This is a genomic window from Streptococcus infantis (assembly GCF_047464415.1).
GTDB classification, from domain to species: Bacteria; Bacillota; Bacilli; order Lactobacillales; family Streptococcaceae; genus Streptococcus; species Streptococcus infantis_AE.
Window position 1 is genome coordinate 140,395 of record NZ_JASHBX010000003.1, and the last position, 25,885, is coordinate 166,279.

Below are 25,885 nucleotides of genomic sequence, written 5' to 3' on the forward strand. Positions count from 1 at the left end.
GATTTATAACTATAGTTCCTTAATTTTCCCAGTAAAAAAACGAAAGGCACCACAAGTTATTTATGTGTTTTCTTTAAACGATTCATGTACTTCTGTCGCAACTTCTCACCCGCCTTTAATTGCGGTTGCGATAGATTGAGGACCTAAATATGCATCCCCTGTTATTAGTTCATTTCTATTGTATTCTGATGTTGACCGAAAGTCAAATTTTTACCTTTCATCTAGAACACTAAAGTCTACTTTTGTTCAATTGCTGCAACGACAAGGTCACATGGAATAATATGTTCACTACCTGCCACTTCATGCGTTGATCTTCTTCCACTTTCATCTGATTCACCAAGTTCCATTGTAATAACCTTTACACCAGTTACTTTCCCACTCTCATCACGCAATACTTCTTTAATATTCTCTAAGAAATGGAATGTAACACCTTCATTGTGTGCATCTTTGATTTGTAGTGTAGCTTCTAGTATATTGTTCATATGGTCATCATTCTTTTGTTTTAGGTTTCAGCGCTTTTAATATAATGGATGTTGGCCTTTTTGTATACACTAAAATAGGGTTGGTGGAAAATTTCCATCAACCCTAAAAATTATAGAACCACACAAAACCCTGACCAGAGATGGCCAGGGTTTTGTATTTCAAAAATTATTCTGTAAATTCTATAGTTACTTTTACTTCAGAATCCATTGAAGAAAATATTGTTTTATAATAATTGATTGCAGATTCTTTAATTTCACTCTTAAATTTATCTAAATACTCTGCTTGTTTATCACTAGAAAGTTGGTTAGCGACCAATTTCCCAGTATCAATATCTTCTGTAGTTCCACTTAATAACTCTCCATGACTATCATATAAATCATAAGGATTATCTTTTGAAAGTTCAACACCAATTACTTCCAATTTTGGAACAATAACCTTATATTCTTTTTCGCTTATTTGTTCAACCTTTACACTACTTTTAATTCCAAATTTAGCTTTATAATTTAAAATTACTAATGCTGCTTTTTTAGAGAACGGCACATCTAACCCAAAAACTTGAGTTGTTTTTGTTTCAGAAATAATTTCATTAATTCCCGCATTCAAAAATACAACTTCATTCACTTTTTCAATACTTTCGATATTAATTGACGATTTGACTTCTGATTTATGTTCCTTAGGTAAGAAAAATAGCACTCCAATAGCTATAATAGCTATTAATACCACATTCAATAGTACACTAAACATATTAACTTTCTTCTTTAATATAGACAAGATAAAAAAACCTCACTTTAAATAATCTATCTAAATTTTACACATTCTAAAGAAAATAGTCAATATTTTTTCGTACTATCTTCTAAAATTAATTGTGCCTATTAAAAATGAAATTAGTTTGTTGCATTTGATTATATTTTTTGAACACCAAATCCATTTAAAATTGAGTGCTATTTTGAGCACTAAAAAAGGGCTCTTTGTCAAATAGTGTTGATGAAGAAATTTAGGAAGGGATTAAGCAACTAATTGTTGCTTAATTCCTTTTTGTTTTGGGCCAAACATTTTTGTTATTAAAATAATCCTATTTCTAAAATGGTAATAGTTTCTAAAGCCGTAGGCATTTCTTTTAAGCACTTTTATTTTATTATTTATTCCTTCAATAGGGCCATTTGTTCTAGTTGGATACTCACAAGTATTTTGAATATATGGCAAGTAAGTCATAAGAGTCTTTAATACTCTTTTTAAACCAGGAGATAGGTCTAATTGCGTAGCTGCTTCAATCGTTTCCTTGAATTCTATATAATCTCTATCCTGTATACATTCACGAAGTGAATGTACAAACTCATAATCATTTTTAAGAGATGGATTTTTTTCTAAGATATAATCTACGATTCCTTTACTTGTTATGAAGCTTTCAAAAAGCTTATAACGATTATATTTATAGTTCTGAAGTTCATTAGAGTTCTTTAAAATTAACTTCCAATAATGTTTTAACTTTCGATATAATTTAGAGTCTTTATAGCGATGCTTATTCATGACACGTACCCGAGTTCGATTTAATTCTCTATTTAAGGCTTGTACGATATGAAAAGGATCAATGATAATTTTAGCGTTAGGAAACATTTCTTTTATTAATTGAATGTATGGCAAGTACATATCGATGGAGATAGTTTTCACCTTTAATCTAGTCTCAGGCTCAAAACGATAAAAATATTGTTTCAAACTGTAAGATTTTCTACCTCGTACAACATCGACCAACTTGTGTGTAGTGCTATCACAAATAATGAAGCTCATATTGCTATCGGAAGATTTAACAGATTTAAATTCATCAAAACACAAATGCTCAGGTAAATCATGTAATGGTTTAATCGTTAATAATCGTGCTGTATCATCTATGATACGTCTAACGGTATGAATTGAAACATTTGTTTCTTTGGCAATATATGTTTCAGATACTGTTTCACTTATTTTTGCCTTAATTTCATTTTTTAATCGTTTCGAGATATGACAGTATTTTTCTACAATTCGACTAGTATCTGCAGTAAATGAAGAACCACATTCTCTACAGAGAAATCTCTGCTTTCGTAGATTTAAGTAGGCCGGAAGGCCTGAAACAGAACAGAGAGTGATACGAGAAGTTTTCGTCCCGTTTTTAACTATATTGTTATTTTGGCTAACGCACCCACAAACGGCACAAAATTCTGGTTTATGCGTATATGTAGCTGAATAAAAGAAAGATTTTCTCTTTTTAAATATCTTCTCTTGAACTTTATTATCCCAAATAATGTTTTTATCTTTGATTTGTAGTGTAGCTTCTAGTATATTGTTCATATGGTCATCATCCTTTTGTTTTAGGTTTCAGCGCTTTTAATATAATGGATGTTGGCCTTTTTGTATACACTAAAATAGGGTTGGTGGAAAATTTCCATCAACCCTAAAAATTATAGAACCATTCTTTTTATATCTCATTTATTCTGCCAAGGCACCCATTGGATCCCATGGTGCAAGGACGATTGGTTCTGCTTCATAGGCAGCTTGTTCTTCTTCTGTTAGTAATTCCTTACGAACAACGATTTGGTAAGTGTATTCATCCATCCAAGCGTCTGAGGCAACAAAGTATCCATCTGTACCGACCTTGTCTCCCCAAGAGTTTTCAACTTTCCACTTGACTGATTTACCGTTTTCGTCCAAATCAACACCTGTCAAGACCATAGCGTGGGTCATTAAGCTTTCGCTGTAGTCCAAACGTCCAGCCTTGTCTTGAGTGAGTTGAATATCCATACTTGATTCAAAGTCATAAACATCTGTCGCAAGGATTCCTGCTTTACGGTTGCTGAGCTGGCCGACATCTGAACCAAACCAAACAGTTTCTCCTGTTTGCATTTGGGCAATCGCCAATTCTTTCAAACGTTCCATCGGTACGTTGATGTAGCGAACTGCACGGCTACCAACAACATTTCCCAACATCTCAACTGTGTAAGATTTACCGTAAGGTTTGTCAGCAGTTGGAGCATTGATCACAGAAACGTAGTCTTCTAGTGGAAGGTCAACGTATTTCTTGTAAAACTCTTGTGGTGTGATGCCTTTTTCGCTTTGGTAGTTGTTGTCCTTATCACGATAAGCAAAGTCAAATTGACGTGGTGGAAGTCCTAGTGACATGGCAAGGAAGTTAAAGATTTCTTGCAAGAGGTCTTCTTTTTTAGCTTGAACAGCTGCTTGATCTGCACCAGAAGCAAGCAAATCACGCAAGATTTGAGCATCTTGACGAAGCAATTTGTTAAGGATGGCATTAAGCTCACGACTGCTGCTAGATGAAACAGACTCAGGATAAACAGACTTAGGAACGACACCATATTTCTCAAAGAGAGCCACAACCATATCCCATTGTCCACCATCTTGTTGTGGAGTTTGGAGTAGGAAGCTAACCTTACGGCTTGTCAATTCTTGGTCTGCAGTCGCAATGACTTGCTCCAAGAACCAGTTAGATTTTTCATACTTGTCCCAGAAGAAGGTGTGGGCTTGTGACAATTCAAAGTTTTCAAGTTTGTATTGAGAGATGAGTTTGTGACGGAAGGTATTGAGGGCCGCAAACATCCAGCAACGACCTGAAGCCTTCTGGTTAGTGACCTTGTCCTTTGTCAAATCAAGTGAGAAAACAGGTGTGTTATCTACATGGCTTTGACGACGCTCAAGGGCTGCAAAAATTCCATTGTGGCTAGTAGCATTTTCGATAGCTTGGTATTTGACATTTGCTTCATAATTAGCAAATAATTTATCTGTAAATGATTCTTGAATCGCGTTCATAAAATCCTCCTTTTATTCTACAGTCTATTATAACTCTTTTCACAAAGGAAGCAACCAAAAACTGAAAAAGGCAAGGATATTTTCCTCACCTTTTTCAACGATTACACAGTTTACCTAACACTTTCGAGCAAGCCTTCTAATTCCTCTTTGGTCAAGCGACGCCATTCCCCACGCTTCAGATTTTCATCCAAGGTTAAAGTTCCCATGGTCAGACGTTGCAAGTCCACCACTTCCTTACCACAGTAGGCCACCATCCGTTTAACCTGGTGGAATTTCCCTTCTGCAATGGTCACGCGAACCAGACTTTGGTTTTTTTCTCTATCAATAGACACAAGCTCCAGCTTGGCAGGCTGACAGGTGAAGCCCTTGAGCGGAATACCTTGCGCAAATGTCTCAACATCTGCATCTGTCATCATTCCCTTGACCTGCGCCAGATAAGTCTTATTCACATGACGTTTTGGTGAAAGAAGAGCATGAGCCAGATTACCATCATTTGTCAAGAGCAAGAGTCCATGCGTATCGATATCCAAACGCCCTACTGGGAAAACTTCCTTTGAACGAGCTAAGTCATCCAACAAATCCAACACAGTCTTATGTTTTGGATCTTCAGTTGCTGAAATAACACCCTGGGGTTTGTTCAGCATATAGTAAACAAACTCCTCGTAGGTTAGCTTTTGCCCGTCAAAACAAATCTCGTCTGTCTCTTCATTGATTTGTAGCTTGGCAGATTTTTCCTTTTTACCATTGACCGTCACGCGCCCAGCCTTTAGAAAGTTTTTAACCTCTGTCCGACTTCCTACGGTGCAGGCAACCAAATATTTATCTAATCTCATAGTACTATTATACCATGAACAAGCTTAATCTTATACTCTTCGAAAATCTCTTCAAACCACGTCAGCGTCCCCTTGCCGTACTCAAGTACAGCCTGCGGCTAGCTTCCTAGTTTGCTCTTTGATTTTCATTGAGTATTAGTACAAAAATAAGCCGCCTGATTGGGCGACTTTATTTTATAGGGAGATTATTATGAAAAATTTTTAGGAGTTAAAGTTAAGTTCTTCTTAACTTATGCTTACAGTATAAGCTAGATTCCTAAAAGTTTTCTTAAAAATTTCTCCTCAAACTTAAATTTCTTTAAATATTCACTGTTAAAATCAAACGTTCTAGTAATACAGTTAACGATTAGTTAAAAGTTAAAACCATAAAGAGGAGCAACAACACAAATAGTGATATGCTAACAAGCAAGGTTAAGACTTTAACAAGCGTATTGCTTTGCCAATAGCTGGGCTTGCCGATATTACTAGTAGCATCCATAGAAAAAATTTGAGTTTGTCTTGGTTGAATGGTCACAAGGATGATTAAGGAAAGAGCTAAAATAATGGTTAAAATTATCAATAATTCAGTCATTTAACTACCTCAAAAGTCCTATCAAAGTAAATAATAAACCAATCAAGATAACTAACCCCAACAAGAAAGAGAAAGTTTTACTAATCTTTTCACCACGTGTAGCTTTTTCTTTTTTGATGGGTTGTTGTTTCATCTCTTCCATACGACCTTCAACATCCTCATAAAATAAATCTTTTTTAGTCATGGCTTTCTCCTAAAATCGTTTGCATCCTATCCTGGTATGTAATTGGATCTACATAATTAGCATAATATCCTTGCTCACCTAGCGCCTGTCCCATCTCTGTAACGTTAGAAAGAGCTAACTCAATGGTTTGAATCATGTCTTCAACTGCTTCCTTAGCGAAAATATGATTTGGGGCAATATAACGACGGTTATGCGCTGTTTCTTCAAAGGCTAGAATCAGTTGGTTGTTCTCAAAGGCCTGGCGTACAGCCTGGAGAAGTTCATTACCGTAGTTGATATCCAAATAGATATCTGATAACTGATAAAGCTCCTGAATCTTTTGGGGACTGGCATTTTGATAGAGTACGACATTGGGGTAGCGGATCATATCCAGTAACTTGGTCGACATTTCTGTTACTGCTGCGATTCGGAAAGTAACCTTTGGCAGACTTTCCACTAGCTTTTCGACTTGCTCTAGTTGATCCGAATTGGTCACTATCAAGGCATCTGGACGAACAAAATTATCGCGCTTAAAGTGATAATGATAACCCAAGTGACTAAACTTATGATGGAATTTTTCATCCGTCAATTGCAGAGCACGTTCATAGGTTGCATAATCTGGAATGATAATGGTCTTAGCTCGAAGCTGATCATTCTCCAAGATCAGTTGCATATTTCCTGGTATATCATTATGCAATGGTTCTTGCCAAACTAGGATATCCTGACCTGATTTTTCTGGAAAATGGAAGGAAGTCAAAAACGATGTAGATAGGGTATTAAAGAGAATGTGGTCAAGATTCACTTTCAAACCTTGTAAGAAGTCTATAATAAAGGCCACTCGACCAGAAAAATGGCGCAATCCTTGACCTTCCAAGGTCAGGAGAATATCACCTGTGACATGGTTTTCCAAAATAACTTCTTTTTGATCTACATTCCGATAAGAAGTCATGATAGCTTGACCAGATCCATCAAAGGTGGTCTTAGCAAAGCAAGCTCCAAAACGATTGTAGTGATCTACTTGAAAGATGCGGCCTGCTGGTGTTTTCCATTCGACTTTTTTCACCAAACGAGCCTGTAAGCCATCTGCAAAATGAATCACTGCTCGTTCTTGATTGAGGTCATTGATGGTCCCAAATTGATTATTCCCTGCAATCTCCCAAAAATCTGGAACGGGAACTTGGTTAAAGTACAAGGGTTTACCACTGTCATACCCCAAATAATAGGTGAAAGGTGAGACAACTCCATCTGGTAAAAATCCATCGGGTTCAATAACCACAGCCAAATCAGACAGTCCTGCTTCAGTCAGACTATAGTGCAAATCTTGGCTTTCTTGATTGTATACATCAAATAACTGAATCATCCACTACCTCCTTGATTGTATTTTCCCATTTGTTCAAAATCTCTTGAGTCAAGAATTTCTCAGCAATCTGGTAGGATTTTTCTCTCATACCTTCCAAACGATTTTCCAAATACAATTGGCAGATTTTTTCTGCATAAGCTTTCTTGATTTCATCTTCTACATGGTCAAATGAGCTTGGAATCAAGTAACCATTTTCGCCATCTTCGATGAAGGTTTGATTTCCATAAGGAACATCAAAACCAATCAATGGCAAGCCAGAACCAATTGCTTCCATGAGTGTCAAACCAAAGCCTTCACTTGTAGAAGCGGTTAGATAAACTTCATACTGTGAATAGATTTGGGAAAGTTCTGCATGACCCTTGAGTTTAATATACTCTTCTGCCTGACCTGCAGCAATAATCTCATGTAGACGTCCTTCTTCGCCACCACTACCGTAGATATCAAAGGTTAATTCTGGCAATTCCTTATGAGCCTCAATCACAGCCTTGACAAGCCAGTCAATATGCTTTTCCTTGGCTAGACGCGAAGCTGTAATGAGAGAAAATGGCTTACGACTCTCTTGTGGTTTTATTAATTGGTCAACACTTCCAACTGGAATGGTCACAATATTAGGAGCATGTGTGGTATAGTGAGCAAACTGTTGCTCTAGAACTTCCTTTTGACGATCCGTTGAAACGATAAAGAGATCGACCTTATCTGCATTGGTAAACTGGTAGTCATAATAGTTGTTCCAAAGGATATAATCATCATTGGTCGCATTTTCACTATAGTGCTCAGCGTGAACAACAACAGCAAGGTGAGCTGCACGCGCTTCTTCAAAGACCACCTGACCAATCCCTGTCTCACGATCCAAAATCACTAGATCTGATTTACTTAACCCAAGTGTCTGCATGAAGTAACGGAGCAAGGCAGGCTTCCCGTATAAAATGCGATCCTTGAAACGGTAGACTTCCTCAGTCCCTTGATTCATGAACATCTCATAAGCTGGAGTCCCATCTTCATTGTAGAAGGTTCTTTGGTAGAGATTCGCTGCATTGTCTTTAGGAGCAAAATACTCTGTGCAGTAGCGTGTATATGAGAAGTAATCCTTGCGGATCAATTTGCCAGCATACACATACTCTACATGTTGGACAAAATCCTTCTCCTCATCTACCAAATAGCAAGTGATAAACTTGTCTTCATCTGAGAAGAAGATTCGTTCAATTTTCCCATTTCTTTCACGACGGCTTTCTACACCTTCAAAATAAGCCAAAACATCATCTACCGTCACACTGGTCGGTGCAATCTTGATATCTGTGAAATGAGTGTAGAGCCAAATAACCTGTTCATCATCAAAACCGATATTTGCGGTTAAATGCTGGATATTATCGCCCAAAATCATGTCTGTAAAGATAAACTTCGACGGCAGATTCAGGCTGCGAAAAATACCCGCACGATAAGCTTGGGCATATTCAACACCACTGCTGGCCCAGCCAATTCCTAAATTTATATTGTAAATTGTCATATTGTCCTCTTTTTATGGAAAATAAGTCATAATTTCCCCATCAGGCGAAATGTCTACTCGACTCAATAGAAGATTTCGAACCATATCCTTCTTGACCTGCTTTTTCATCTCTTCAAAGCCATTGTAAGCTTCTTGATAATACTCAACGATAGGATTCTTTTGAGCAGCTGATTGACCACCAATCGCTAGACTCAATTGTTGCAGGTAGTCCACCTGTTCTACCCAGTTATCATCTATTGCTTTTAGCAATGCTAAACGCTGAAAATGAGAAAAGAGATCAAGTGTTTCTAGAAGTGTTCGTTTCTCTTGTAGACTCTTTTGAACTGTTGTCTCCAGAACTAGCTTAATCGCATCCTTATCCGTCATATCTAACTCTCGCGGAACTGCATGGTAAAGAAAACTGATATTTTTAACGATAAAATGATACAGTTCTTCTCTACTTTCAAAGGATTCTTCTGACAAGCTTTTTCTTACGAACTCATCTAGTACATCTACCACAAAACCATCTAGATCCTCAGTTCCATCAATCAAGCGGTTTCTTTGACTATAGACCATCTCTCTTTGGATATTCATGCTCTCAGCATACTCTAAAGTTTGACTCCTTGATGATCTAGCAGCGCTATCGCTTGCTTTCTGCGCTTTTTCTACTAATTTTCGATAGCGTCTTCCTTCTAGGGGTTCAGGACTTATCTGTTGGTTTACTGTATAATCCTTATACATCTTATGCACCCAAGGAGGACCAAACTTCTTGATCACATCGTCTTCTAGTGAGACAAAAAATTTTGATAAACCAGGATCTCCCTGCCGACCAGAACGTCCTCTAATCTGTAAGTCAATACGTTTACTATTCATCCGTTCTGTACCAATGACAACTAATCCACCAAGCTCAGCAACTCCTGGGCCAAGCTTAATATCAGTCCCACGACCAGCCATAGATGTCGCAACTGTTACAGCTCCCATGCGACCCGACTCTGCAATCATCTGAGCTTCACGCGCCGCATTATGGGCATTTAAAACGTTATGAGCAATTCCTTCCCGTAACAATAGGGAGGAGTAGAGTTCAGACATTTCTACGGATCCAACAAAAATCAATAAAGGATTACCCTTTTCATGATAATATTTAATCTCAGCAAGTGAAGCATACACTTTTTCAGGTAGGGTAACATAGAGATTATCTGGATAATCAATTCGCTGATTCTTACGATTAGTAGGAATTCGAATGACTGACATACCATAAGTTTCTAAAAACTCTTTCTCTGCAACCTTTCCAGTCCCAGTCATCCCAGAAATTTTTTTAAACTTCTTAAATAAGCTTTGGTAGGTAATCGAAGCCATTGCCCGAGTTTCTTCAGACAAAGAAACATGCTCTTTTGCCTCGATGGCTTGGTGTAACCCACCCTGTAATTTGGTCATTTCTAATAAACGTCCCGTACCTTGATCCAGCAACACAAGTTCTTCGTCTTTCTCACCCTTACGAATAATATAGTCTTTATCCCTTTTAAATAAGGTATGAGCTCGTAGAGCAAAGATTAAGTGTCTTGCTAGTACACTATGCTCCTCGGAATAGAGATTATCAATACCTAAAAAGCTCTCCGCAGTTTTAGCACCCTTAGTAGTGAGCCATACTTCTTTTTTTTCTTCTTTAAAGATATAGTCTTGGCCCTCAACTAGAGTTGTCATCAAAGTGTCAATAATTTCATAGAAATTAGACTGTACTCTAGGTGAGCCTGAAATAACAAGTGGTATTTGAGCGCTATCTAGCAAGACTGCATCAACTTCATCTATGATGACAAAGTTAAATGCTGGCATATATTTTTTATCCTCACTAGAAGCTAGATTATCAAGCAAATAGTCAAAACCAAGACCACTGTTGGTAGTATACACCACATCTGCACTATAAACTTCCCGCTTATCCTCTGGTGTTAACTCTTCATCATCATCATCTTCAGGAAAAGGAATCCGAATCGTCAATCCTAGGAATTCGTAGACTTGTCCCATTTCTTCTGCATCACGCTTAGCAAGATAGCCGTTAGTAGTCACTAGCATGACACCTTGCCCTGACAAAGCATTGAGGTAAACCGGCATAGTAGCAGTCAGAGTTTTACCCTCACCTGTATTCATTTCAGCTACATTCCCTTGGTGGATGACAATCCCACCCATGACTTGTACATCATAGGGGAACATCCCCAAGATTCGCTTATCAGCCTCTCTGACAACCGCAAAAGCCTCTACTAGAATATCATCTAAGCTTTCTCCAGCAGTTAATCTCTCTTTAAATTCTTGTGTTTTACCTGCTAATTCATCATCTGTTAGCGAGGCCATCTCTTCTTTTTTTAGATTGATTTGATGCAAGATTTTTTTCACCTTGCTCAATTGTCTATTGTTATTCCACATCTTGTTTAGAATAATCCTCTTCTATTGAAAATGAATGAAAGTCAACTGATTGAAGACCTGCGCTCAACAGCTGTACTTTGTAATGATAGGCCTCTTCTGGATAGGTAAAGGTGAAATCAAAATCTTTTTCAATCACTTGATCGACCTGCTTATCATAACGATCCATAAAAATGAGTCTAAAATATAAACCATTTTGAGGTTGAACAGTCATCTGACTAACCAAACGGTAACGATGGCCCTTTTTTAAAAGAGGTAAGGTTGGGGTTAAGCGATTTCCCTGAAAATTAAAACTTGAGGTCCACTCATGAATCATAGTACCAGAATTCACCATACTATTTTCAAAATAAACATGATCACGTGAATGGTAGATAACGACTGACCCATATAAAAAGCTATTCTCTGCTAAAACTCCTAAGCTAGCCCCTCTAAATTCTCCCCAATAAATTTCTTTATTCCGTTTGATAATCATTAAAACTTTCTCCCAAAATTTTGCTCTAATACTATCTTATAAAAATTCATAAACCATGTTGTACTTGTAGCACTATCATCGTTATGGCGACCCGAAGTACCTTTTACCATGATGTGAGCCCCCGAATGATAAAGGGCCTCTACTAATCCCTCAAAAGCGCGTGGATCATAATCTTCCTCTTTCATATATGAGAGTCCAAAAATTGTTTGGCTAAAATCTGCTTTTTTAAAGGCAGTCCAAAAGCGGTCATCCAGTGCTCTCATGGCATCTATGCTAGCATCCCCCTTAGAATGATGACGTAAGATATCAAAAGCAGTCGGGAAAAGTCCAGGTGCTTCGAGTCTACCTCTTTCAGCTATCAAGCCAAGATTGGTTAAGGGTTTAGCAACTATAACTGCTCGGGGTTCAAAAAAAGAGCTATAATACATAGAACCATAGGTCCCCATAGACATCCCTGAAAGGATTAATTCCTTATTTGAAAATCCTAACAAATCTAAATACTCTTGAATAACATTTCGAATCCCATTTTCAAGATATTCATCGCCTAAATAGAAGGCTCCACCATCTATTCGAGGATCAGAAAATAAGATAAAAGGGGCTCCCAAATATTTCATAATACCGAAACCTTCAAACCCTTCTGCTCGACGATAACCAGAGAAATAGATATTTAAAGGTGGCTTAAAGTCTCCTGGATAGAAGAAGTAATTGATTTCCTCACGCTTGTCATTATGAATAATGCCACCACCAAGAACATACTTACCAAATTGGTAGCGCGTTAAACGCTGGTGAAGAGCTCCTATTTTCAGATGTCCTGCTCCTCTAGCTTCTAAAGAAACGCTGATAAATGAAGAAAAATCATCGTCCAACACCAGGGCAGACTGCATATCTTCAACTGTGAAAACTCGTTCTTTGACAAAATTAGCAGTAGATCCATCTTGAATATTTCTAACAATGAGGCGAATGTCACAAGTTAAATCCTTCTCATATTCTAGCCAGAGCTCAACTGGATTGAAATCGCTAGCTCGGATATTATACTTCCAGCTGATCAAGGGGCGGAAGTCGTCACCGTACTTCCCTAATAATTCTAAATTTTCATAACCATTATAACGAACCTGCCCCGTAAAAGCAGGATTGACAATCATATCAATCGCAACTAACTTATCCCCATACTGACCTCTAAACAAGGCCTTAGATAAAAGTCGTAAAAGTTCTGCTGGATTTGAAAAATCTGTTGATTGAGCACAAGTTTTTTTCAAAAAATCTTGAACATCTTCTGATTGAGGCGCAACTGTATCGGGATAGAAAATAGTATAAGGAGTCACCATTCTCATCAAAGGAAGCAGATCAGATAGATGCTCAGGATTATCAACTAAAACAGCTGAAAAAGTCTTTAATCCTTCCATTTTCATGACCTTCCTTATGGCAGTCGTTGATCTTGGCCAAAAGAAATGCCAATCCATATTTTCAGGAAGTTCATAGTCATGGCTCCAATTTTTAGTTCCTATCTGCAAAATCTGTAATTTATTACTCACTATTTGCCTCCTCTAACCATTTTTCCCACTTATCTATAAATTGATCACCTGTATTTTGTCGAATCTTATCAATTGAGTAAATTAAGGCTTGATTCCAATATTCCAAGGTATCTAAAAAGTAGTGTCCCGCTTTACTAAACTCTGATAAATCCGATAAGATATAACCATTTTGTAAATGGGTAACATATTCTGACTCGGAAAAATTGATTTGAGGAATTCCTGCGCTAATCCCTGCAATCTGAGTGTAAATATTAGCGACTGGATTTAAATCAACAATTAAACGAGTGTACTCTAACTCTCGAATCAAACCCATCTCATCATTTAGATTGATAATCTTAAAGCGATAATCATCTCTAGTATTTTCCTCTAGTGTATTTTCTGCATCAGATAGCACAGAATCTTTTAATAGATCCCTTGGGTTAAGACGTTCCATAATCAGCGAATCGAGTTGATTTTGCAAAGCTTCAATTTGATAACCTTCTGCATTGAATAATGAAAAAACAACCTCCGTCAAAGGATTTTTCGAGACAAAATGTAAGATTTCATACAAAACTTTTGGATCTTGTTGCATCTGTACATCTAATTGGACATAAATTTTTGATTCCTTTAATCGTTGACTAACTCCTAATTTCAAACGCGTATCAAAAGAAGGTAAATGATGCATTTTTGAAGCAAATTGGGGATAAGTCTCTTGTAATCGCTCAAGAAAATCTTTCCGATCACTAATCAAAAATCTGGACTTCTCCACTACCTGACGATGATCTTGTAAATTATCTGCTTGATTTCTTTCAATAAAGAAACTTATAATTTTAGGAGCCTCTTCTGGCAATCTTTCTAACAATTGATTTTGAAACTTGGTGTTAGCTGCCAAAACAAATGAATCTCCAACCTCATAATCTCGATTTAAAAATTTTGTTAAGAATTCCCAGATAACCTCATCTATACTGTCATAAGTTAATTTTCCAAAACGGTAGCCTACTGCTGGATTTACCTTTACAATCGGCTGTTCTCCTTGCAAATTTTCCCTTAATTGCCACTGACCAATAGCGTTGTAATAATAACGAGTAGCTGGTCTTTGATCCCTATACTCTACAAGACCAGACAAAAAACCACGATCATCAAAATAGCAAATAAAATCAACTTGGTTATCTTTAAAATAAGTGATGTAGCTGATAAATCCTTCTGAACCATATTCAATTTCAGCATAAAGTGCCCCTTGCTGTTTAACTGCAATTACAAAGGGAGTATAGATAAAGTCACAATCTTCATCCCACGCTAAATCCTTTAATTGTAAAGGATGCATCTCCTCATTTTCAATATTTTGTATAGCATCAAAAACAGAAAAAACTTCCGACTCTAATAGATCTTGTCTATGTAGCAAGTAACGCAGATGAGGATGATAAGTCAACCATAGTATCTTAGATTCTAGTTCTTGGCGTTTAAAAATTCGAATTTGGTGCAACACATCATCAAATTCTAAGCGATAAGGAGTCCTATACCAAGGTACAATACTTGCCTGCCAAGATTGATTGTTATTTTCTAAAAAAGGGATGAAATAATACATATATTCTCCTCACAATTATGAATCGATTTCTAAGAGTGGTCTATAGTTCTCATTTAATGTCAAGGCATCAATTTCTTCCTTGATATTAAACACCATTCCATTAAAAATAAAGAATAAACCTGGAAGCATCGTTAGTTGCATATAGCGCGGATCATATAATACAATCAACATTGGTAATCCTGCCATCAGAACAGTATAAGTAGAGCCAATAACTGCAAAACGCAAGATCAACCAATTGATATAACGGCTTGTTTCTTCTCCTGGATATATATTATAGATATACTCCCCAGATTTTTTCATCTTCTCAGCAATTTCTTCTCCATTCATATTAATAAAAGAGAAAGCAAGTCCCAATATAAACAGTACCACAATATATGTATACAGCCAGACTGGTCGTCCAATTGCAAATTGGCCTATCCAATCCTGTATCCAGGAAGTATTTGGAAAAATAACTTGGAGTAACATTAGAAAATACTGCGGAATAGATACCAAGGACATGGCGTACATAAAAGGCATTCCCCCTGCAGGATTTAGCTGAATATCCAAATAAGAATAGCGTTTAAAACGATTGTGAATCGTAATCTTATTCACTAAAATGCGGTAGCGTGCCCTTTGCATGATGACAGAAATATATAAAAAAGTAAGAGAAAGTATAAGCAATAGTCCAACAAATAAAGGGCCAACCTGTAATTCTATAATGCTATTGAGTATATTTTGTGGCATACTAGCTACCATACTAGACATCAAGATAACTAGAGAGCCCCCTACACCAAACAAAGAATTCAGATCCGATAACCAGACTAAGAAAAAAGTTCCTGAAATTAAGAGTAAAACGTTCAAAATCAATACTAACCCATAATTCACCCCTGACTGAATTGGGAGATTTAGGGTAATGGCTAACGATTGGATCAAAGCTATTACAAAAGTTAAGATCATTTTTCTTCGATCTTGAACTTCAATTGGTAAACTCCCCAATCCAAGTTTTTTAGACATGCTAAACATTTGCCACAAAATCATAGCCGACATCCATGGAGACAGTCCAACTGAAAATAGGGAAAGACTCCGAAGATTGCCACCTGTTATAGCAGTTGAAAAGGCTAAGAAAGCTGTAGTTCCACCCAAAAAATTCGTGTCATTTACGTTTACAAAGGGAAGGGTCAATCTACTTCCTAAAACGTAAATAAATAAGAAGGAAATCGTCCACATGACTCTTTTAACGACGACCGATGTCAATTTTTTCTTCAAATTTTTCTCCTACTTTATTTAACCAATGAGATATTCTAATAAAAATGGCTAAATCTATAAATAAATCTTTTGCCAATAATGGTATTCCCTCATCCTAATGGATGAGGGCATTCCATAACGATCATGCTCTAGATATCCAAAACTTGCATCACTGCATCAATCAATAGTTTTTTTGTAAAGTAGCCTTCTTTCAAGGCATAACTAACTTTATATACATTTTCAACCATGTATTGATAAGCTTCTGCTGTTGTTTCCTCTACTAGACGATTGGCCTCTTCCAAACTATCCACTACATAACCTAAGCCTTTTTCCCTTATGAAACTGGCATTTGAGAGATAGGATGGCACTACTACTGGAATTCCAGCAGCAAGATAGGTGCTAACTTTATGAGAGATATTCAAGCGATAGTAGTCTGCCTCATCCACTGGATTTTCACTGGTTCCCCATACTAAACCAAATCCTCCCTCTGACAAAGCAAGAAGCAACTCTGGATCGGTTTTCCAACCTCTAAAGGAAACTGTTGGGTTACGATTCTCTTGATTTGATTCTGAGAAAATATCGAGAGGGGTTGAGTAAGCCCAGTTGGATAAGTGCTCAAAACGCTCCACACTACCCGCAAAAGATAGTTTTTTCTGAAAAGCAGGTTGTCTCAAAGGATAGTCATGAACATGGTCCCACATGCCTTGGATAATAATCTTTTGAACTGTCAATCCTTCCTGAATGAGCCGTTCCTTCATTTGTTCTGATGGAACAACTACTAGATCCGATTGATTGTACATTTCAATGTACTCAGGCATCAAGTAATAATTTGATGGGAACATAAGGGGTGGAACATCATGAATGAAGGTAATAATTTTCGTATTTAAAATCTTACATTTCCTAATGAAATTTTGATCGTACTCCCTACCATTCCATGATGGAGATTGATAAACGACAATATCACCGTAACCCACTCGAGCCATGACACCATCTAAACGGCTATTCAACTCACCTTGACTATCACTATAAATATCGTAAAAGTAAAAGCCAAGCTCGTGAAAGTCTAACTTTCTTGCAATTTTAACGGTTTCATTCTGGGCGATCAAAGCTGTACTCTGACCAGACATACCGTAAATATTTGTAATATTTATCTTCATAATCCTATTTAAATCCTTACGACAACTTGCTTATTATAAATTTCATCCTCAACTAGCTGAATTTCTTGATCAAAATTATGCTCTGCGGTATGCTTATGTGAGAATTTTACTTTTGAAGTTGCTCCCATCTTAAACCACTCATATTCGGAATCAATATGACCTAAATCAATCGCTTGTATACCTTTTTTGCTTAAATGATAAGCCAAAACCTTAGCTGTAGGACCAAGCATCAAGAATACTACTTTACCATCGGCATGCTTCTCTATCGCTTCTTGAATTGACTGAACTTTACTGTAGGCATTTCTAGAAGGGCAGATAATACGCTCAACTGACTGAGCATTGTCAAAAAGGTCATTACCAACTCCTGAACGTGAGTTTTCACCTTCGACGATCAAGATATCTCGTTTATCCCAAAGTTTCTTTAATTTTTCAAAGTGAGCCACTGAAGCAGACTTATCTTTGAGGTCCATATAAGGACGAGATATAAAAGTCGAACCATAAAAGCTTGCTGTACAAAATCTATGATAAGCTTCTTTATATTGCTCCAAATGCATTTGCCAAAAATTGACAGCTTCTGACTTGTAGCGTTCTAAGTCTTCAAAAACATCTGAAAGACAAACTAGCAATTCTGGTGAACTTTCTAGTTGGATCATATTTCTAAGCTGTTCTGCCAGTGTCACATCGTAGTCTTGATAAGGAATCCCGTGTCCCATCATGATATCCATTTCTCCATCCCCATAGCGAATAACAGAAGAATGGTGTTCTAGTATATAATCAAGACTCTGCTGGATATCCAGTACCTTTGGATAGGATTGAAGCTTTTTTACAGGTAGCTCTCCATTTTGACAGTAGGCTTCAATAGCTAGAGCTATCTCTTCCGGATACTCTTGATCATAGAGGAACTGACCTTGCTCACCATGGGCTACACTTTCAAAAGCAAATACTGGTTTTCCTGCTTGTTGGAAACGTCCAACGATCCCGTCAACTTCGATATCAGCATTAATATCCAGTAAGAAGTCACAGCCTTCAACTAAACTATCAATCAAAGCTGGTTGCCCTGCTATATCCGATAAGACAGAGACATTGGGGTAGGCTAGTAGATCTGTAATACTATCAGCTACCATGACTGGGGCAGCTACATAAAACTTGACATCTGGTAGATTTTCAATCAAGTATCCCATATTTCTCAAGTCACTTGAGAAGGTATAAACTAGTGCTGAATGTTGAATCCCTGTGTAGTGATTCACCTGTTCTTGTGTCAAATAAGGAGTTACCTCGTTCATGTCCGACCAATCTTGGGCATTGTAATACCACCAAACATTTCGATAAATGGAGCGTTCATACAATCCCCATGGTTTTCTCTCTGTCAAATAATGAATAATCGGTGGATAAGTCCCAGGTTTTGGTCGATAATCTGAAAAATGCATGTGCAAGGTACTACAATTATATTTAAAGTCTAAAGCCAACCAATGGTCTTTAAATAAGATATTCAAGATACTTTGAACATCTTGAGCAACCTTGTCATGCAACTCATTGGTCATTTCAATTAGCTGCTTGCGTATTTCTTCTTGTTTCCAAAGACGATTATTGATTAGCATCACACCTGAATTAAAAATATGTTGACCAAAATAAATTTGTCCACCCAAATCTTTAACAGCACCCAAGGGATAGTCTCCCAATTCGACAGCAAACAGGGAACTTAGGTCTCTTGTGACAACCAAATCACAGTCCAGATATAGGACCTTATCTTCCTCAACAAAATCCGAAATAAAACAAGGTAAAAATGCTTCTTTATGAACATTTGTTACATATTGGTTGAGATGGGAACCATTAACACGGGCATTGACGATTTCACAGTCTAGTTTCTTTAATTTACGATTAAGATTATAAAACCATTCTGTCGGAAAATCGCTGTTCATCAGATAAAAACGAAGCCCTCGATTATGACAACAGATTGATTTGATTGTCGTTAGCACCTGATCAGCAGATTGATAATTAGCAGCTAATGCAATTGCTTTTTTTTCAACTTTTTTTCTCTGTAACTCTTTTATGGCTTCTATCATTTCCAGAGGAGATTGAGAAGGAACCACTGTTCTCTTTAACTGATTTTTATTGGTCACATCAAAAGTCAATACTGGTTTTCCTGCACTGATATAGCGATTGACAATAAATTCCATCGGACTTCCCTTATGAATATCCAGATAAGCATCTGACTTCTCAATCATCTCATCAATCACCACTCCTACCATATTAGGGTACAAATAAACATTTGGATACTGATCAAAAGACAGAAGAATGTCCCCCATATCTGTATAGGTACCAATATGGAAAGCAACCTCTGGAAGTGACTGAACCAATTCTTCCATATAGAGTAAATCCTGACTATCTGTAAATATAAACAGATTAGTATCGTGGCGTTCATAAACTCTTTTAATGGTAAAACGTCCTACATAATGGGCAGCAATCTGATCATAACTAACATCTCGAAAAGCCCACCATAAATCCCAGTAACGATAACCAATTAACGTTTTCCATGGTTTTTGATGAGTTGTGTAATGGATAATAAGGGGTGCTTTATCCAATTCAAAATGTGAATCCCAGTGACTATAAAAAGCAACCAAATCATGGCCTACTTGAAGATTGAAACTTTTATCCAACTCCAACCAACGATGTTGAAAAACCAAATTAAAGATTGTCTGATCTCCATTAAAGCCTTCAGGAGTAGCTTGTTCAATACCTGACATATACTCTACTGTCTTATCAAACAGCATAGTGGTAATATCCTTCTCCCTCCACTTTGGGCTATCAATCACTAACATCCCAGAGTTAAAACCGTTTCCATCCGCATCTCTCACTGCTGCTAAAGAGTAGTCACCTAAATCTAACTCAAATAATGGACTCAAATCTCCATGGACAATGATATCACTATCTAAATAGACTACTCTCGCTTCTGTAATCAAGCGTGGAATTAAGTATCGAGCATAAGCTATCGGTGAAATGTGCGCACGAGTTTTCCACTCAGAATCAATCGTATCACCAATATAAACATCCTCTACAATACTTCCTAACTTCTCCACTTGAATTTTAAGTTCATGGAACCAATCACTAGGAATATTCTGATGCAGAATATAAATTTTAACCTGTTGATTATAATACAAAATAGACTTTATCGTCGTAAGCATTGGAGTAAGATAATTCTTATCTCCAGCAAGAACAATTGCTTTCATATAAATCCTTTTATGAGTTACCCAGTATAAGTATACTATTTACTAAATTCATTAAAAAATAGTTTCTAACATTCTTCCACACTAGATTTTCGACAACTACTTTGCCACCTTATTTAATTGAATAATGTTCAAGAAAATATACATTTTCCCTAATACGTCGGGCAGTTTCCGTAGATTCCAAATCATTTTCTCCTGCTTCGTATAATGAAAATTTCAATCCTTCCAAATACCAACGGGCATGCTCACTAATATCATACCCTAAGGCCGCTAATATGGCTAAACGCTCCATTCGTGCTTCGGGAGCAAAACTAAGTTTTTCTTCTGACATTTTGCAACCTGTTAAACTAGTATCGTACTTACGATAGGTGTAAAGACTTTTCTTTATAAAAATTATTTTTTCACATTGTAAAAACAATTTATACATGATAAATGCATCTTCAGCCAACTTATTCTCAGGGAATCTAACATGATTAAACAGTTTCTTTTTAAATAATTTTCCCCAAGCTGTCACAAATGACAAATCAATTTTTTCCAATTCTGGAATTTTCATGATCAGTTCATCACGTCCATAAAGTTGCTCTACATAGTCTTCATCCGTAAAATGTATGTAAAAGCAGCCGTCTTTTTCAGAATATTGATGATAGCTCCCAATGGCTATATCTGCATCATACTCCTTCAATTTATTAAAAAGGATTTCTAATTGATGCTCATTTACAATATCATCTCCATCTACAAAAGCCACAAAATCTCCATTTGCAATGTCGATTCCAAAATTACGAGCAGAAGATAATCCCCCATTTTCTTTTTCAAAATAACGAAAACGCGAGTCTCTGGCTACATATTCTCTACAAATCTCTGCAGAATTGTCTGGGGAGCCATCATCAATTAACAAACATTCAAAATTTTCATAGGTTTGATGGTGAATACTATCCAAACATTCTCGAAGATAATTCTCCACGTTAAAAATGGGCACAATAACACTGATCAATTCATTTTCCATTCAGTTTTTCTCCTAAAAATTTTCGAATTTCCTCTACCATTTTCTCTGGTTCAGCAGATGAAAAAATCTGACTTCTTCCACTTGAGTCATGACTGGTAGTGTCGAAAGCGAAGATTGGTTTATTTTTGTCATGAATTTCTTCAATAATAGACCCTACAACTCCGCCATGATTGATATCCAAATAGAAATCCATCTTATCCAAGGTCTCCTTCTTGTTAAAAGGACTAAAGTTCGGATAAATTGAAAGATTCAAAAATCGTTGCATATCAACTACACTCTCAGCAAAATCTGTTGGAGCTAATATTGTAACATGAACTTCTGGCAATTCAGATAATAGGTATTCTATGGATTCTAGACCAGCACTATTTGTGAAAATACAAGTATGATATAAGGGAGCCTTCACCAGTTCTGTAAATGAACGTCTGATGATATCTGTTTCTAACAATACATCATTCCAGTTCAAACCATAATAAAACCACCATAACTTACGAAAACGTGTCAAGGTCAAATGAGTCCATGGTTTAAATTCTGTGGTATAGTGGATAATCTTTGGTTCACAATTTCCGTAATAGTGAGACTGATACCATTCCCCATTCCCACTTAAATGGAGAAATTGATCCAAACCAACCATGAAATTGTATTCTTTATCCAAATGTAGCCACTGATCGCCGAAATGCATATTGAGAATCCCTTGGTCTCCATAGACATGTTCATGGTGTTGGGCAGTCAACTCTAGCAGACTTTGTGTCAAACGATTTTCTCGCCATTTCTTTGCATCAATCACCATCACACCTGAATTAAAGGTTGTTAACCAACCACTCTGATCAAAATCCTGAACAGCTGCGATAGCGTAGCCCTGTAAATCCAAGTAGAATAAGTCATCTAGTTTTGCATTGACAATCGTATCCGAGTCTAAGTAGAGAACCCTATCTTCTATCACTTCATCTGCAATGAAATATCTAAAGAAAGCCGCATAGGACAGGATTGCATTCGGCAAGTGGAAATCGCGAAGATTATGAGCTGTTTTTTTGACATTGACAATCTCAGAACCAATAACCTTCAAACGATTTCTCATCAACAAAAACCATTCACTAGGCAAATCGTCATTAAACACATAAAATTTCACTTTATGATTATGAACCGATACTGACTTTATCACGGTTTCTACCTTATCAAGGTAATGAATATCAGCTCCAAGAGCGATCACTTTTTGATACATTGTTATCTCCACCTTCTTCTATTTTTCTAATCAATTCATCTATCTCACCAACTGTAAAGATCGTGCTTTCCCCGTGAGAAAAATGATTGGTAGAATCAAATGAGTAGATCGTCTTACCTTGTCGTACCATCTCCTGTAGCACTTGGTCCATAGCTGGTCCGTAGTTAATATCTAGATAGACATCTGTTTTATCTATGATGTCTTGCTTCATTTTAGGATCGGCACATGGATAAATGTAACAATTTGAATAGCGTTGCAATTCGATAACATTAGGAGAAAAATATGTTGGAGCTACAATATGAAATTGGACATCTGGTAATTTTTCAAGTAAATAACCTATACTCTCGATGTCTCCTGTATTGGTAAAAACACTCACATGTTGGGAGATGGGTGAAATTAAGTTTTCGAATTGTTCTTGCAAGACATAAGAATCCAAGAGGATATCATTCCAATTCAAGCCATAATAAAACCACCAAATTTCCCGAAAACGATTAAAGCGAAAATGCTTCCATGGTTTATTTTCCGTCGTGTAGTGGATAATATTAGGAATACCATCAAATAATCCGTACCAGCCGAAATCTCCCAAATAGTGTCTATGGGCATCTTGACCTACTTGTAAATTGTAGGTTAGATCCAAACGTTTCCATCTATCTTTAAACAGCATATTGAAAATGCCCTGATCCCCATAAACATGTTCATGATGAGCTATAGTTAACTCAAACAACTGTCTGGAAATATTTTCTTCACGCCACATATCCGTATCAATTAGTAGTACGCCTGAATTAAACTCCTCATCAGTAGTAGGAATATCTGGAACAGCTCCAAGGGGGCAACCATCCAAATCAAGATCAAACAATGCTGTCAAACTAGATGTTACGATAATATCACTATCAAGATAGAGGGCCTTCTTTTCAAAAACAAAATTTGGAATAAAATATCGAAGATAGGCAGCAGAACTAAGATGGGGAGTAGGAAGATGGAAGTGACTAATTGTATCATCCGTGATTTTTATATTGACAATCTCCGAATTTAATACAGACAGTCTTTTGTTCATCAATTGAAACCACTCTGTGGGAAAATCACTGTTAAAAATATAAAATCTTATATCCCTATTATGGCTACAGACTGACTTTACAGTTGTTTCTACCTTATCCATATAATTGCTATCGGCTCCAAGTACGATAGCTCTTTTTGGGTTAGTGATATCCCCCTGCATTTTACTCTCCTCTATCTTTCATTTCTCATTTAAAGGGTACTTAGCCCCTCATAGTTCTGCATATTTTTCTTGTTTATTATCAATTTGGCTTTCAAGCCTATTTCTTACACAAATCTAATCTAAACAGAATCTCTCTATACTCATCAGTATCTGTGAGATTATAAGTTTCACATAAGTACTTATATTCATTCAGGATATTTATAAAACGAGTTCTCATAACACTGGTATCAATACCAGCAAGAACAAGATCCGCAAGTTTTAAACTAAATACTTGCAAGATATCCTGCACCCAAGATATATCAAATTGCGAAGTCATGATACTACCTTGTCTAACACGATAAATATAAAGATTATCATTTACAAAAATTGTTTTCTGACTTTTTATAAACAACCTATGAATAGTTGCCTCATCGTCAAAACGCCGACCATTCGTAAACGGGACTTGCAAGAGCAAGTCTTTTTTAAACAGCTTAAACATAGGCATAATAAAGGCCGAAGCATTTAGATGCCAATAACCTGCTTGACGATTAATTAATTCTTGAGCTGATAATTCTTCAATACAAAAATCTCTTTCTAGTACATAGAATTTACACTGTCCATCATTCTCATCATAAATAAAATAATTGCCGATTACGATATCTGCTCCTGTCTCTTCCACTTGTCTGTACAAAGTATCTACCATTCTTTTTTCAGCGATATCATCTGAGTCTACAAAAAGGACATACTCCCCAAGTGCTTGAGTAACACCGAAATTTTTAGCCAGAGCCGCACCCCTATTTTCTGTGTGGAATACACGAACTCGACTATCCAATTCAGCAAATCTATCACATATTTCCGCTGAAGCATCTGTAGAACCGTCGTTTACTAGAACTATATCCAGATTTGTATAGGTCTGATTCAGAACACTTTGAATGCACTCTTCCAAATAATTTTCCACATTATACACAGGTATAACAACACTAATTAGATGTTCCAATTCTACTCCTTTATCCTTGTTTCAAAATTTATTCATAAGCATATTTTCTAAAAGTCGAAACTCTTATTGTTAAAAACTATCATCATACATTATACCATTTTTTAGGCTATTTCACAAAGCATGGCAACTATGGCATCTCACTTTTGAAGAACATAAAAACCTCCAAAAGTTAAAAACTTTTGGAGGTTTTACGACAACCTAATCAGTCTATTTCGGCTATCTAAAGCAAGATTTATTCTTCATCACGTTTACGACGTTTAGCTACCAAACCTAATCCTGTTAGACCTGCTACAACTCCGAGGAGAGCAGATGAGATTGATGAAGTTTCACCAGTATTTGGTAATTGCTTACGTGTCTTAGTGGTTTCAGTTTGAGGAGCTTGACTAGCTGAAGTCGAATGAATCGTTGATGTTGAAGCACTTGCACTTGTTGAAGCCGAATGAGGCATTGATGTTGAGGTGCTTGCACTTGTTGAAGTAGAATGAGGCATTGATTGACTAATGCTTGTTGACAATGATAGTGATTGTGATACTGATGTACTAATTGAATCCGATGTAATAATACTATCAATATCTAAGCTATCAAGTGACAAGCTTTCTGGCATTCCCTTACTTGTAACAACAGATGAACTTGCTGAGGTGCTTGCGCTTGTTGATGCCGACGTACTTGCTGACGTGCTTGCACTTGTTGACGCTGACGTACTTGCTGATGTGCTTGCGCTTGTTGAAGCGGATGTACTTGCTGAAGTACTTGCACTTGTTGAAGCGGATGTACTTGCTGAAGTACTTGCACTTGTTGAAGCAGATGTACTTGCTGACGTGCTTGCACTTGTTGATGCCGATGTACTTGCTGATGTACTTGCGCTTGTTGATGCTGACGTGCTAGCAGATGTACTTGCACTTGTTGAGGCCGATGTACTTGCTGAGGTACTTGCACTTGTTGAGGCTGACGTACTTGCTGACGTACTTGCACTTGTTGAGGCTGACGTACTTGCTGAAGTACTTGCACTTGTTGAAGCAGATGTACTTGCTGACGTGCTTGCACTTGTTGAAGCGGATGTACTTGCTGAAGTACTTGCACTTGTTGAAGCAGATGTGCTTGCTGATGTGCTTGCACTTGTTGAAGCGGATGTACTTGCACTTGTTGAAGCAGATGTACTTGCTGATGTGCTTGCGCTTGTTGATGCTGACGTGCTTGC

21 protein-coding genes are annotated in these 25,885 nt (G+C 37.0%); all 21 read right to left on the minus strand.

Translation table 11 applies throughout. The features are described 5' to 3' along the window. Positions 1-236: 236 nt before the first annotated feature. A complete protein-coding gene (locus QM460_RS02985) occupies positions 237-482 on the minus strand; it encodes a hypothetical protein (RefSeq protein ID WP_004238875.1) in 246 nt (81 codons plus the stop codon). Positions 483-648: 166 nt separating this feature from the next. After that, the gene (locus QM460_RS02990) at positions 649-1,227 is read right to left on the minus strand and encodes a DUF4230 domain-containing protein (RefSeq protein WP_301392167.1); all 579 of its coding nucleotides are present in this window, start codon (positions 1,225-1,227) and stop codon (positions 649-651) included. Between the two features lie 261 nt (positions 1,228-1,488). Next, complete coding sequence (locus QM460_RS02995; protein ID WP_414289202.1) at positions 1,489-2,805, minus strand: ISL3 family transposase; 1,317 nt, start codon at positions 2,803-2,805, stop codon at positions 1,489-1,491. A 138-nt stretch (positions 2,806-2,943) separates the two neighbouring features. Further along, positions 2,944-4,278 carry an aminopeptidase C gene (pepC, locus tag QM460_RS03000; protein ID WP_045763910.1) on the minus strand — a complete coding sequence of 445 codons (1,335 nt, stop codon included), beginning with the start codon at positions 4,276-4,278 and terminating at the stop codon, positions 2,944-2,946. 110 nt (positions 4,279-4,388) lie between these two features. Continuing rightward, positions 4,389-5,111 (minus strand): pseudouridine synthase, encoded by a 723-nt coding sequence (locus tag QM460_RS03005; RefSeq protein WP_414289203.1) that lies wholly within the window; start codon positions 5,109-5,111, stop codon positions 4,389-4,391. 346 nt (positions 5,112-5,457) lie between these two features. Beyond that, positions 5,458-5,682, minus strand: coding sequence for an accessory Sec system protein Asp5 (asp5, locus tag QM460_RS03010; protein ID WP_070458808.1), 225 nt, complete (start codon positions 5,680-5,682; stop codon positions 5,458-5,460). A gap of 4 nt (positions 5,683-5,686) precedes the next feature. Then, positions 5,687-5,866, minus strand: a complete 180-nt coding sequence (asp4, locus tag QM460_RS03015) for an accessory Sec system protein Asp4 (RefSeq protein WP_045763912.1) — start codon at positions 5,864-5,866, stop codon at positions 5,687-5,689. Continuing rightward, on the minus strand, positions 5,859-7,205 hold the full coding sequence (gene gtfB / locus QM460_RS03020; RefSeq protein WP_414289204.1) for an accessory Sec system glycosylation chaperone GtfB: 1,347 nt from the start codon (positions 7,203-7,205) through the stop codon (positions 5,859-5,861). Before gtfB ends, asp4 begins: the two co-directional genes overlap by 8 nt. Then, positions 7,189-8,709: an accessory Sec system glycosyltransferase GtfA gene (gene gtfA, locus QM460_RS03025; protein WP_414289205.1), complete on the minus strand. Its 1,521-nt coding sequence runs from the start codon at positions 8,707-8,709 to the stop codon at positions 7,189-7,191. The genes gtfB and gtfA overlap by 17 nt, the downstream gene beginning before the upstream one ends. A gap of 12 nt (positions 8,710-8,721) precedes the next feature. Next, positions 8,722-11,103, minus strand: coding sequence for an accessory Sec system translocase SecA2 (gene secA2 / locus QM460_RS03030; protein ID WP_414289206.1), 2,382 nt, complete (start codon positions 11,101-11,103; stop codon positions 8,722-8,724). Further along, on the minus strand, positions 11,093-11,572 hold the full coding sequence (gene asp3, locus QM460_RS03035; protein ID WP_045763916.1) for an accessory Sec system protein Asp3: 480 nt from the start codon (positions 11,570-11,572) through the stop codon (positions 11,093-11,095). The genes secA2 and asp3 overlap by 11 nt, the downstream gene beginning before the upstream one ends. After that, complete coding sequence (asp2, locus tag QM460_RS03040) at positions 11,572-13,104, minus strand: accessory Sec system protein Asp2 (RefSeq protein ID WP_414289207.1); 1,533 nt, start codon at positions 13,102-13,104, stop codon at positions 11,572-11,574. The genes asp3 and asp2 overlap by 1 nt, the downstream gene beginning before the upstream one ends. Then, positions 13,097-14,668 carry an accessory Sec system protein Asp1 gene (gene asp1 / locus QM460_RS03045; protein ID WP_414289208.1) on the minus strand — a complete coding sequence of 524 codons (1,572 nt, stop codon included), beginning with the start codon at positions 14,666-14,668 and terminating at the stop codon, positions 13,097-13,099. The genes asp2 and asp1 overlap by 8 nt, the downstream gene beginning before the upstream one ends. A gap of 15 nt (positions 14,669-14,683) precedes the next feature. Beyond that, complete coding sequence (secY2, locus tag QM460_RS03050; RefSeq protein ID WP_375555559.1) at positions 14,684-15,913, minus strand: accessory Sec system protein translocase subunit SecY2; 1,230 nt, start codon at positions 15,911-15,913, stop codon at positions 14,684-14,686. A gap of 128 nt (positions 15,914-16,041) precedes the next feature. Then, positions 16,042-17,049 carry a sugar transferase gene (locus QM460_RS03055; protein WP_045763919.1) on the minus strand — a complete coding sequence of 336 codons (1,008 nt, stop codon included), beginning with the start codon at positions 17,047-17,049 and terminating at the stop codon, positions 16,042-16,044. Between the two features lie 8 nt (positions 17,050-17,057). Beyond that, a complete protein-coding gene (locus QM460_RS03060) occupies positions 17,058-20,276 on the minus strand; it encodes an SP_1767 family glycosyltransferase (RefSeq protein WP_414289209.1) in 3,219 nt (1,072 codons plus the stop codon). A 109-nt stretch (positions 20,277-20,385) separates the two neighbouring features. Then, positions 20,386-21,276, minus strand: coding sequence for a glycosyltransferase family 2 protein (locus QM460_RS03065; RefSeq protein ID WP_414289210.1), 891 nt, complete (start codon positions 21,274-21,276; stop codon positions 20,386-20,388). Beyond that, entirely contained in the window at positions 21,266-22,495 is a 1,230-nt protein-coding gene (locus QM460_RS03070; RefSeq protein WP_414289211.1) for a glycosyltransferase, read from the minus strand. Before QM460_RS03070 ends, QM460_RS03065 begins: the two co-directional genes overlap by 11 nt. Beyond that, entirely contained in the window at positions 22,464-23,711 is a 1,248-nt protein-coding gene (locus QM460_RS03075; protein ID WP_414289212.1) for a glycosyltransferase family 8 protein, read from the minus strand. The genes QM460_RS03070 and QM460_RS03075 overlap by 32 nt, the downstream gene beginning before the upstream one ends. Before the next feature lie 97 nt (positions 23,712-23,808). After that, positions 23,809-24,687 (minus strand): glycosyltransferase family 2 protein, encoded by an 879-nt coding sequence (locus QM460_RS03080; RefSeq protein WP_414289213.1) that lies wholly within the window; start codon positions 24,685-24,687, stop codon positions 23,809-23,811. Between the two features lie 232 nt (positions 24,688-24,919). Further along, positions 24,920-25,885: LPXTG cell wall anchor domain-containing protein (locus tag QM460_RS03085; protein WP_414289214.1), on the minus strand; the 966-nt coding region annotated here is incomplete at its 5' end.

Bases quoted from the DNA above. Each gene is read 5' to 3' on its own strand.
- QM460_RS03075 (WP_414289212.1), bottom strand. From the start codon at position 23,711: ATGCAGGGGGATATCACTAACCCAAAAAGAGCTATCGTACTTGGAGCC.
- QM460_RS03070 (WP_414289211.1), bottom strand. From the start codon at position 22,495: ATGTATCAAAAAGTGATCGCTCTTGGAGCTGATATTCATTACCTTGAT.
- secA2 (WP_414289206.1), bottom strand. From the start codon at position 11,103: ATGTGGAATAACAATAGACAATTGAGCAAGGTGAAAAAAATCTTGCAT.
- QM460_RS03065 (WP_414289210.1), bottom strand. From the start codon at position 21,276: ATGGAAAATGAATTGATCAGTGTTATTGTGCCCATTTTTAACGTGGAG.
- asp4 (WP_045763912.1), bottom strand. From the start codon at position 5,866: ATGACTAAAAAAGATTTATTTTATGAGGATGTTGAAGGTCGTATGGAA.
- gtfB (WP_414289204.1), bottom strand. From the start codon at position 7,205: ATGATTCAGTTATTTGATGTATACAATCAAGAAAGCCAAGATTTGCAC.
- pepC (WP_045763910.1), bottom strand. From the start codon at position 4,278: ATGAACGCGATTCAAGAATCATTTACAGATAAATTATTTGCTAATTAT.
- asp3 (WP_045763916.1), bottom strand. From the start codon at position 11,572: ATGATTATCAAACGGAATAAAGAAATTTATTGGGGAGAATTTAGAGGG.
- asp1 (WP_414289208.1), bottom strand. From the start codon at position 14,668: ATGTATTATTTCATCCCTTTTTTAGAAAATAACAATCAATCTTGGCAG.
- gtfA (WP_414289205.1), bottom strand. From the start codon at position 8,709: ATGACAATTTACAATATAAATTTAGGAATTGGCTGGGCCAGCAGTGGT.
- QM460_RS02990 (WP_301392167.1), bottom strand. From the start codon at position 1,227: ATGTTTAGTGTACTATTGAATGTGGTATTAATAGCTATTATAGCTATT.
- QM460_RS02995 (WP_414289202.1), bottom strand. From the start codon at position 2,805: ATGAACAATATACTAGAAGCTACACTACAAATCAAAGATAAAAACATT.
- QM460_RS03060 (WP_414289209.1), bottom strand. From the start codon at position 20,276: ATGAAAGCAATTGTTCTTGCTGGAGATAAGAATTATCTTACTCCAATG.
- QM460_RS03005 (WP_414289203.1), bottom strand. From the start codon at position 5,111: ATGAGATTAGATAAATATTTGGTTGCCTGCACCGTAGGAAGTCGGACA.
- asp5 (WP_070458808.1), bottom strand. From the start codon at position 5,682: ATGACTGAATTATTGATAATTTTAACCATTATTTTAGCTCTTTCCTTA.
- QM460_RS03055 (WP_045763919.1), bottom strand. From the start codon at position 17,049: ATGAAGATAAATATTACAAATATTTACGGTATGTCTGGTCAGAGTACA.
- QM460_RS02985 (WP_004238875.1), bottom strand. From the start codon at position 482: ATGAACAATATACTAGAAGCTACACTACAAATCAAAGATGCACACAAT.